This window comes from Paenibacillus sp. RC73 (genome assembly GCF_044908085.1).
In the GTDB taxonomy this organism is placed as follows: domain Bacteria; phylum Bacillota; class Bacilli; order Paenibacillales; family Paenibacillaceae; genus Paenibacillus; species Paenibacillus terrae_A.
The window spans coordinates 38,021-48,775 of record NZ_JBIYCV010000021.1 but is presented as its reverse complement, the minus strand read 5'-3'; the positions used below and the strand labels follow the sequence as shown (position 1 = coordinate 48,775).

The window sequence follows — 10,755 nt, the reverse complement described above, 5'->3', positions numbered from 1 at the left end:
GGTGTGAACCGATCGGGTGTTACGTGTCAAGGCAGAAAAATGTTACTTTAATTAGTTTTGGGGACCAAGTTCAGATATTGATGCACGCAGCCGGGCTGTAACACTTCGTCAAATCAAGCCGCTGCTTAACGAGTTCTGTCGTGAGATAATTTTAATTTGAATGATAACGGTAACTAAAGTCTAAACAGTCTCATTTCCCCAAATGCTTACTAGATCATTGATCTGAAGCGACTCGACCCTTAGTTCTCCACCAATGGCGTAGAGTTCTAGACCCTTACTTTCGAAATCCGGGAAAATCATGTCTGAAATGATTGTTTTTCCATGATTTCCGAAGACTTCAACACTTGACCAATCCAGATAAATGCTCAACTGTATCCTCTCATGCTCTGGCTTCATAGTGGCCTTGTGTATTGCTGTGAAATCGGAATGAAAATCAGTGGCGCTCGACTTCGTCCGATCGACGAACAATTCCTCATTCGAGATATTATATCCGATAATCGTCTCCTGATTGGCGGACTTCCGTACTTTAAACCCGAATTCCACAGCAGTACCGATTTCAAATTCTACAATAATTTCTGCCTTGGCTGCGGAAATATCAGACAACACGTTCATACCTGGCTTAATCATCAAATCTTGCAGAGACAAAATCGGTTTTCTTAGCTGACTTAATTCATTTATGGGTGTTTGGATTAATTGAAGTCCCTCTGGATAAGTCCTAAGCTGTAGCTCACGAGGAATTGACATCTTGCCACGCCATTCCTCTGAAGGTAGCGTGGTACCATAACGCCAATTGTTCATCCAGCCGATCCAAATCTTTCGTCCGTCCTCGTTCGGAATGCCATTCCAGGTCACAGCCGCGTAAAAGTCTGATCCGTAGTCTACCCATTTAATAGCATCGAAAGTTTCCAGCGCTTCATCCAGAGTAAATGTCTTACCGTCAAAGTTGCCAATGAAATACATCATGCCAGAACCCCCTGCCGGTGGTTCCGGATCGTCTGGATTCACACCATTTCTATCCCCCACGCTTAGCATTAGTATCCACTTCGTGGTATTCTCATCCCCATCTACTCGGATTCGAAATACATCAGGACATTCAAATATCCCTCGGTGTATACACGGAATGTCGGAACCGAACTCGCTTGCAAACGACCATTCTTTCAGGTTTGGAGATGTGTAAAATTCTACACGTTCTCTTACAGCAAGGACCATGATCCACATCGACGATTCATCATGCCAAAACACCTTCGGATCACGAAAATCTAGCGTTTCCGTTGGGAATAAGACCGGATTACCTTCATATTTTATCCAGGTTCGACCTTTGTCCTTGCTATAAGCAATGGCTTGCCGGGTTGAGCCCTGTTGCCCTCATTCGTATAAATTGCAACCAATCCTGATCCTTCTTCGTTGAAAAATCCGCTTGTATTGTTCTTACCCACCACCGCACTTCCCGAGAAGATCGCTCCGTCCTCTCCAGGCGGAATTGTCGGTGGGAGTTCGTCCCAATGTACTAGATCCTTGCTTACCGCATGCCCCCAATGCATGCGGCCAAAGTCAGGCTGCGTATCATGGGGCGTATGCTGGTAGAACAGGTGGTACTCTCCTTCATATTAAACCAAGCCGTTGGGATCGTTCATCCAATTTTTCTCAGGTGAATAATGGAATTGAGGCCTGTATGTCTCCCTATAATAACTGTTTCGTGATCCTTTTCTGCTGCTACTGTCGTCCGTTAGGTACATGTCTTTAATGGTATCAACTCTCCTCTGAATATCTGTTTCAGCCTTGATCTATAAGATATCGGTCGTAATAGGAAGCATTCGTGCAATCGCCGGCCTCCATTATCTTCAGACGTATTAATTAATAATTACTTGCGAGGCAAATGCCTTTCTGTCTACAATAAGTTTTTCTCCGGCAATTTCAAAGGATCCTTGTAAGCGAATATCCTGGGAGGAAGCCCCGATAAACACTTCCATCATCCCTGGTTCAACCACTTGCTCCATGTTCAGGTCATGGAATGCCAGTTGTTTCATATTTACCTTGAAGGTAATATCCTTCGTTTCATTAGGATCTAGGGTTACTTTTACAAATCCAACAAGCTGCTTAACGGGTCGGGCGACACTGCCAACACTATCTCTTATATAGACTTGAACCACCTCGTCTCCCGCATATGAACCTGTATTCTGCAGCTTGAAACTCAGATTCAATTCTCCATTGGGCTGAACGGTGCGGTTCCAATTCAATTCACTGTATTCAAATTTCGTATAACTCAAACCGTGTCCAAACGGATATAGCGGGGTAGTCTTATCGTGCCCGATATATTCCGCCCAATCATTAATGTCGACATAGAGCGGCAATCTGCTGTTGTACATCGGAATCTGCCCGACCTCTCTTACAATGGTCACCGGCAGCTTTCCACTCGGGTTCCTTCGACCGGCAAGGATATTCACAATGGCTTTCGCACCGAACTGTGCCGGCAGCCAGGAATATAGCACCGCCTTACTGTGCTCGCTAATCGAAGGCGTGGCCAGAGGCCGACCATCTACGATAATTGAGATAACAGGTTTGTTCAGCTTAAATACTTCGTCCATCATTTCCAATTGCGGTTGCTCAAGCTGGATATTGATATTATCCCTGTTTTCTCCGCAGGTCGCCTGAGGATCAATCATGCTTTCCTTGCCGCCTAATACAGCAATCACAATATCTGCTTCCTGAACAGCTGCCTTTACGGCTTCGATTCCCCCATCTATAGCCTCAAAAATAGTGCAGCCTTTGGCATACAGGATCTGATCCAACCCAAACTCTTCTTCCATGACTTCCTTTATCGATTTGCAATCCGGATAGTATTTCCGGGCAAATTCTTCTGTCGTGTCATATACTTTGTTGGCGTTGCTGCCTGAGCTCAAGCTTTGCTTGATCATATTGATAATTTTCACTTTTTGCTCTGGAGTGGGCTTATCATCAAATTCTAGTCCTAAAGCTTTATAGGTCTCCTTGTGTTCGGAAATCGCGCCGGCATAAATCATTTTCAAAAAATTATCCTCTTCGGATTTGTCGAAGTCACTGCTTTGAGTACTCGCCGAATTCACAGAGGAATATCCTCCGAAAAAGTTCGTTCTTTCGTCTGCGGTAGGGCCGATAAGCGCGATTTTCAGCTTCTTTTGGAGCGGTAAAAAGTTGTCTTCATTTTTAACCAGTACGATGGATTTCTCAGCAATTTCCTGTGATAATTCCGCAGGTTCAACTTTGGAAATTTCCGCAAAGAAATCACCGATTTCAAAAGGATTCTCAAATAGACCCATTTTGAACTTGGTTTCCAGCACCCGTCTGACAGAACGGTCAATATAGAACTCTTCCAATTCTCCGGATTCGACCGCTTCCACTAAGTACTTATAACAATTGTTATTTGGCTGCTCCACATCCATGCCGGCACGAAGGGCCAGAACTGCAGTTTCTTTCTGATCCTTGGCCACCCGATATCGTGAAAACGCATGGTTTATGCTGCCATAATCCGCGACCACCAAGCCATCGAAACCCATTTTGTCTCTTAGTACGTCTGTCAGCAGCCATTTTGAAGTGGACACGGCCTGCTCATTCAAGATGCCGTAGCTGTTCATCACAGCCAGCAACCGGGCATCATGGATGGCCGCCTCAAAAGGAAAACAATAGGTATCGAATAATTTTCTGTCCGCGATTTGCTGTTCTCCACCGTTTCTTCCTCCTTCGGCGTTGCCATACCCGACAAAGTGCTTGGCGGCCGCCATTACTTCATGGTCACCCTGTATCCCCTTGACGTATGCTACGCCCATCTGCGCAACTAAATAAGGATCTTCACCATAGGTTTCGCCAATTCTTCCCCACCTTGGATCTCTGCCCAAGTCAAACAGTGGAGAATGTACTGCCCTGAATCCATAGGCAATTAGTTGTTTTTTTACAGCTTCACCCATTTTTAGCGCTAATTCGGGCTCCCAGGTGGACGCAAGGTTCAGCGACTGCGGAAAAGTCGTCGCTCCCGGGATCTGCGCTCCAGCGATCCCTTCGTTATGAATAATTACCGGAATCCCTAATCTGGTTTCCTCCAAAAGATATTTCTGAAGGCTTTTTAATTTTTCGATATCCTTCTTGTTGTCCCCGGTTAACGAAGAGTTCAGACAACTCAACGTCCCGATACCGTCTTTCATCGCTTCTTTCAGCGGTGCTACACTATCGTCGGCATCTGAAACGGAAGCACAATATAACTGGGCTACCTTTTCCTTGAGGGTCATTCTTCCAAGTAAATCCTCGACTCTTTCCGGAATAGATTTGCTTGCATCTTTATAAGTCATTTTTCTGCCTCCTGCCAATTTATATTTGAGTTTGGGCTAAGCTCGAAAGATGCTTCCTTCACATCACAGGAGCTCGATCCGATATATACCTTGAACTCCCCCGGCTCTGCTTCGTTCTTCTTCTCCAGGTTCCAATACTCCAAATCAGCTTCAGTAATGCTGAAATGAACGTCCTGTGCTTCGCCTGCAGCCAGAATCACCTTTTGAAATCCTTTCAGTTCTTTTACTGGACGAACCACACGGCCATACAGATCCTGAATGTACAGCTGAACGGTCTCCTCTCCCGAAACCTTTCCTGTATTGGTTACCGTGACGCTGGCAATGAGCGTTTCCGAAGCCGTCATTTGGGTGTGAGACAACTGGATATCCGAATACTCAAACGTTGTATAGCTTAATCCGTAACCGAACGGATACAGCGGCTCATTTGGCCCATCGATATACCGCGAGAAGAATTTCTGTCCTTGATTGTTCTCTGTTACAGGTCTTCCGGTGTGGAAATGATTATAATATACCGGCACTTGCCCAGAATGGGCCGGGAAACTCATCGTCAGCTTGCCGGACGGATTATAATCGCCGAAGAGTACATCGGCGATGGCATGCCCGGCCTCAGATCCCAAGAACCAGGTTTCAATGATCGCATCAACCTGGCGTGCGAACCCGTCCAGTACCAGTGGGCGGCCATTGGTTAATACCAGAATGGTCGGTTTCCCTACCCGAACAACGGCCTCTGCAAGCTCCTGCTGTACCTTAGGTAAATGAATGTCCAAGCGGGAAGCCGCTTCTCCGGACATTTCACTGCTCTCTCCTAGCGCCAGAAGAACGATATCCGCTTGCTCCGCTGCGGCAACCGCCCGCTCTACTCCCCCATCCACTGCTTCTTCAACCTTACAACCTTCTTCAAGCAATAGATGTGTTTCTGAAACCCCTTTTTCTTCCATACCTTCTCTGAGCGTAACGGTCTCCTTTGTGAACCGGGACCACTGCCATGGTCCTAGAAGATCTTTGCTGTCACCAAAAGGTCCGATAATGGCTATCTTCTGTGCCTTGCTTGCCAGCGGGAGAACACCGTTATTCTTCAGCAGCACAATCGATTTCCGTGCCAAACTCCGGCTGACTTCCAGATGCTGCGTATGGAAATGATACTCCTTTTCTTTCTCTGGACGCACATAACGGAACGGGTCGTCCATAATGCCGATCTTGTATTTTAGAGTCAGGATGCGCCGCACGGATTCATCGAGTTGTTTCTCCGCCACCAGACCTTCTTCAATCAATTCCTGCAGCTGATCGTAAGATCGGGTTACCATCTCAATATCCATCGTGGCATCCAGAGCCTTTCTCGCCGCTTCCTTACTGTCCTTGGCATTCCCATGTGCAACAATTTCATCTATGGAACCATAATCAGAAATCAGGACCCCGTCGAAGCCCAGTTCCATCCGCAGTACATCATTAAGGAGGTAACGATTTCCTGCCACCGGCACACCCTGATAAGTATTAAAAGCATTCATGACCGACCCTGCGCCAGCTTCAATCCCCGCCTGGAACGGCGGCAAGTACACATTGCGAAGCGTGCCTTCTGAAATGTCCACCGTATTGTAATCCCGGCCGGCTTCAGCGGCTCCATAAGCGACGAAATGCTTCAAGCAAGCAATAAGCGTCTCTGGATCAAATAAGTTGTCCCCCTGCAAGCCTTCGACCTGGGCTTTGGCGATCAGACTTCCCAAATATGGGTCTTCGCCGGCGCCTTCCACAACCCGGCCCCAACGCGGGTCTCGCGTAATATCGACCATCGGGCCATGGTTATACGTATTGCCAGAGGCACTAGCTTCTTTCGCCGCGATCGCACTGGCTTCTCGAATGGCCGCTATATCCCAGCTACAGGACCCCGCAAGCGGTACCGGAAACACCGTTTGAAACCCGTGAATGACGTCAAAGTTAAAAAGTAAGGGAATCCCGTGTGGAGACTGCTCGACCGCAATTTTTTGCAATTCGAACACACGCCGACTGGTAATAGCCGAGAGGACCGAGCCTACCCGGCCTGCTGCAATTAACTTCTCCGGCGAGTCAGACGCCACCTCTGATCCGAGAGAAATGTTAGTCGACATACACTGGCTCATTTGGCCGATCTTATCGGCAACGGACATCTTCGCCAGAAGTATCTCCACCGCTTGACGGATTTCTTCCTCGTTTCGCTGCCTCACCTCATGCTTGCGGTAGGGTTGAAGCTCGGTAATCAGCATATCCTGAAGGGAAGGGCCAGGCCCTTTGGCACCTTGCACGAAGAAGGCTTCCTGATAGGGCAGCTTCACTCTGCCGTGGAATTCATCGTCTTCGAAGGTCAAATCAAATTCAATCGGTTCATCCGCTACGTAACGGGATGAGCCTTTGGCTTGCAGCATATCCCCGTCCACTGTCACGGTGTGAATCTCAATAGGAAATGGAAAAGGCTCCGCAATGACGGACAATGCATAAGCTTCCATTTTTTCAATGATGAACTGCAATTTAATCGTGGATTCAGGCGTTTGCAGTAGGAAATGCCAAGTGCCTATCATTACTCTTCATCTCACTTTCATTACTATTTGTTTAATCCTTTACATTACGTATGGTCCTTGTAAGCGCATCGGACCAACTTATCATTTACTTAGAATTTGAAGACTTGAAAGAAGTTTCTTTATCCCATCCAATCATTATAGCTTTGGAACCTAATGATGAAGCTCCTCTTAATAATGCCCAGCAGATTGGTGGGAGTTGGGTTGTCTACCATACGTCAACTCGGAATAAATAGAATGCTCAGCAGCATATGCTGCTGAGCTTCTGGGTGCTTTATCCTTTACAGCTTTAACGGTCAGTCCAACTATTTTGATCGGAAGTATCTTATTTTTTCTTTGCTAAGAACGCCTCAGCCTGGGCCTGCACTTCCCCTTTCACCTTATCAAGACCAGCGCTTTTCAAGTTTTCAGCTAATTCTTCAAATGCTTTGTCGACATTCTTGACTGCACCGATATAGATTGGATTGGCATATTGCGTTGAAGCATTAGCCAGATTGGCGATCTGTGTCTTGACTTTGTCTGAGTCGAAAGTGAACCCGTTGTATACAAAGTCATCAGTTACATAATCCTTCACCTTCTCCCGGTGGTCAATATAAGACTGCGGCCAGGTGCTCATTGGCTTGAACAAATCCTTGTTCAGGAACCAGAAGCCCGCAGCATCCGGCGGATAGGTATTGTTAGCAGCCGTTACACCTTTCGGCAGGCCGATTTTACCATCTCCAGTGATGATGTAGTTTTGTCCTTCAATACCATAATAAGCTAGATACGCATAAGATGGATCTTCCATGATAAGGTCGAAGGCCTGCATGACACGATCGGGATTTTTTGAATTAGCCGCGATGGAGATCCCTTGAGTAACCCAGGGGCTAAAAGGTGCTTTACCGTTTGTCATCAATGATGGGACCAAATAGGTTTCAATCCCTTTCGATTCAGCAGCTTCCATGGTGGCAGCAATATCTATGGTGTTACCAAATGCTACCGCAGATTTGCCTTCCACAAAATTATCCTTGGAGCGGATTTTATTCGAATACGGATTTTTATTGATATAACCTTTGTCGTACCAATCCTTCATAATACCTGCAGCATATTTCTGCGCGCTGAGGTAAGGCTCATCCACCATACTGTAGATCTTGCCGGTCGGATCTCCGAAATCGTAAGCTACGCCCTGGGCCAGAGGACCACCGCCAAAAGGAGTGCCCGTGTAGCCAATTTTATCGCGCATCAGTTGTTGATAAGGCGTCGGCAGGTCAACCTGTGAGTCCAAGTTCAGGCCGATCATATCCGGATGGTTTTTCTTCACGGCTTCCAGATAAGGGCCAAGCTCGGAGAACCGTTTCACCTCGGTCAGGCCCGCTTCCGCCATAATATCCTTGCGGAGCACAGCTACAAAAACCGAACGATCCGCGGAGGAGCCCGGGATCATAAAGATTTTATCCTCAATCTTGACGGCATCCCAGGCAGTTGGATCGAGGATAGCCGATTTCTTCGGCATATTTTTGGCAATATCCTCAGCTTTCAGCTCATAAAACGCCCCTTTATTCGCCTGTTCAGCATAATAATTCCATTCAGCAGAAAAGATAAAATCCACATCTTCGCCTGCAGCCAACAAAAGCGGGTATTTTGACTGCACGTCGCCCCAGCCGATGTAATTCAACTCAATGGTGGTATTGATGTCCTTTTTTAGCTTTTTATTGAGTGCCGCAAGCACCTCCGGCATCCCTTTCGGCGCTTCGCCAAGCAGATATCCCTTCAACACAACCTCTTTCTGATTGGCCGGCGAACTGGTGTTGCCTCCATCCGGCTTGTTTCCGTTTGCGTTATCCGTTTGGTTGTTGCTGCCGGCACAGGCAGACAATAGCATGGCCAGAGACAGAAGCAGCGTCAAGATGAACATAGATTTTTCCTTTGGTTTTCTCACTCTTTTTCCCCCTTTGGTAATGGAAATTTTATATAAATCCTCCATCTTGCAGGATTTATAACGAAACGGTTCTACATCTGCACAGAAGGGTTTAACCCTTTACTGCACCAATAGTGATGCCTTTGACGAAGTACTGCTGGAGAAATGGAAACAGAATTACAATGGGTCCGGTGGCAATCACTGTCATAGCGAGTTTGAATGTTTCCTTCGGTGTGTCGAGAGACGTCATATGCTGGGCCATTGCCGCAGACATGTTCATCGAGGACAGCATTTTATAGAGCAAGTACTGCAGCGGTACATACTGCTCCTTGTCGGTGAACATCATCGGGGTCCACCAGTCATTCCAATAGGCCAAAATAGTGAACAAACCGATGGAAGCGAGCGCGGGCTTGCAGAGTGGCAAAACCATCTGCCAGAAGATCCGGAAATCCCCTGCTCCATCAATTTTGGCGGATTCCACCAGCGGCTCAGGCACGGAGCCCTGTATGAAGCTGCGCAGAATCAGCACGTACATCACATTGAACATGGGGAGCAGAATCAGCACCGCAAGCGTGTTCTTCAGATGCAAATAGCTGGTAATCCAAATGAAATACGGGGCAAGTCCACCGTTGAACAATGTGGTAAAGAACAGGAAGAATGCCAATTGGTTACGGTATTTCACTTCCTTACGGTACATGACATAAGCAGCCATCGTGGAAATCAGCAGTGAGAGTACCGTTCCAACCGCTGCCACAATCACCGACACGCGATAGCCAGAGAGAATATCGCCGGGATTTCGAAAAATAAAGGTGTAGGCATCCAACGAGAATCCTCGTGGCAGAAAGGAATAACCCTTCGCCAGAACCTGCCCTTCATCCGAGACAGAGCCGGATATCAGGAAAATAAAAGGAAGCAGACATAAAATAGCAATCAGCGATACCACAATATACGAGAAAGCCTGAAAGACAGGCGCTGAGTTCAACTTATTTTTCTCCATGGTTAAATTCCCCTTTCATGCAATCAAGTTAGAACAGCGCGTTGCCCTTGTCATAACGGCGGACTAAATAGTTTGCGAACAAGACGATTATCAGCGTCAAAACGGATTGATAAAGTCCCACTGAGGAAGCCATGCCAAAGTCCTGTGTACCAACTAGCGAGCGGAACACTAGTGTATCAATGATATCCGTGGCATTCATCAGCGCGCCGTTGTTGCCAATCAATTGGTAGAACATATCGAATTCGCCGCGCATGATTCTTCCCAGCCCCAACAAAATCAGTACCACTACTGTCGGCTTGAGTAAGGGCAGGGTGATTCTCATGATCTTTTGAAAACGGGTAGCACCGTCAATCGTCGCCGCTTCATAAATTTCCTGGTCGATCCCGACAATCGCCGCCAGATAAAGGACACAGCCAAACCCGACCCACTTCCACACATAGAGCAGCGGAAGCAGAAGATACCAGTAGCTGCTGGTCGAGTAGATATCAATGGCCTCAAGCCCCATATTCCGTAGGAACACGTTTACAATTCCGAACTCATAATTCAGAAAATTGTAGACGAACGCGGACACTGTAACCCAGGAAATGAAGTAAGGCAGGAACATAAACGTCTGAGCGGTTTTTTTGAAAAATTTGTTATACGTTTCCGAGATCAGCACCGCAGCCAGTATCGAGAAAAAAGTATATGCTCCCAGAAACACCAGATTGTACAGGATGGTATTCTTCGTCACAAGCCATGCCTTCCCAGACTGAAAAAAATATTCAAAATTTTCAATACCGTTCCATGGACTCATAAAAATACCATCTCTGTAGTTAAACTCTTTAAATGCCATAACGACACCCGTCATCGGAATATAGGCAAAGATGATGAAATAAATAGCAATCGGCACAAACATCGCATACAGCACCCAGTTCCTCCTAAGCTCCCGCAGCAGCGACAGACTTTTGGCCGGTTTATGCTTGTGATCCGCGACTTGCTCTACCTTGGTACCCATAA

Annotated in this window: 7 protein-coding genes; all 7 read right to left on the bottom strand. The window is 46.9% G+C overall.

The window, feature by feature from the left end:
* Positions 1–180: 180 nt before the first annotated feature.
* On the bottom strand, positions 181–1,305 hold the full coding sequence (locus tag ABH897_RS26855) for a glycoside hydrolase family 32 protein (RefSeq protein ID WP_283656229.1): 1,125 nt from the start codon (positions 1,303–1,305) through the stop codon (positions 181–183).
* On the bottom strand, positions 1,302–1,589 hold the full coding sequence (locus tag ABH897_RS26850) for a glycoside hydrolase family protein (protein WP_283656228.1): 288 nt from the start codon (positions 1,587–1,589) through the stop codon (positions 1,302–1,304). The genes ABH897_RS26855 and ABH897_RS26850 overlap by 4 nt, the downstream gene beginning before the upstream one ends.
* 261 nt (positions 1,590–1,850) lie before the next feature.
* A complete protein-coding gene (locus ABH897_RS26845) occupies positions 1,851–4,319 on the bottom strand; it encodes a glycoside hydrolase family 3 N-terminal domain-containing protein (protein ID WP_283655301.1) in 2,469 nt (822 codons plus the stop codon).
* Positions 4,316–6,868, bottom strand: coding sequence for a beta-glucosidase BglX (gene bglX / locus ABH897_RS26840; RefSeq protein ID WP_404520712.1), 2,553 nt, complete (start codon positions 6,866–6,868; stop codon positions 4,316–4,318). The genes ABH897_RS26845 and bglX overlap by 4 nt, the downstream gene beginning before the upstream one ends.
* Before the next feature lie 322 nt (positions 6,869–7,190).
* A complete protein-coding gene (locus ABH897_RS26835; RefSeq protein ID WP_283655299.1) occupies positions 7,191–8,783 on the bottom strand; it encodes a DUF3502 domain-containing protein in 1,593 nt (530 codons plus the stop codon).
* 91 nt (positions 8,784–8,874) lie between these two features.
* Entirely contained in the window at positions 8,875–9,759 is an 885-nt protein-coding gene (locus ABH897_RS26830) for a carbohydrate ABC transporter permease (protein ID WP_283655298.1), read from the bottom strand.
* Between the two features lie 28 nt (positions 9,760–9,787).
* Positions 9,788–10,753 carry an ABC transporter permease gene (locus ABH897_RS26825; protein WP_283655297.1) on the bottom strand — a complete coding sequence of 322 codons (966 nt, stop codon included), beginning with the start codon at positions 10,751–10,753 and terminating at the stop codon, positions 9,788–9,790.
* Positions 10,754–10,755 lie beyond the last annotated feature (2 nt).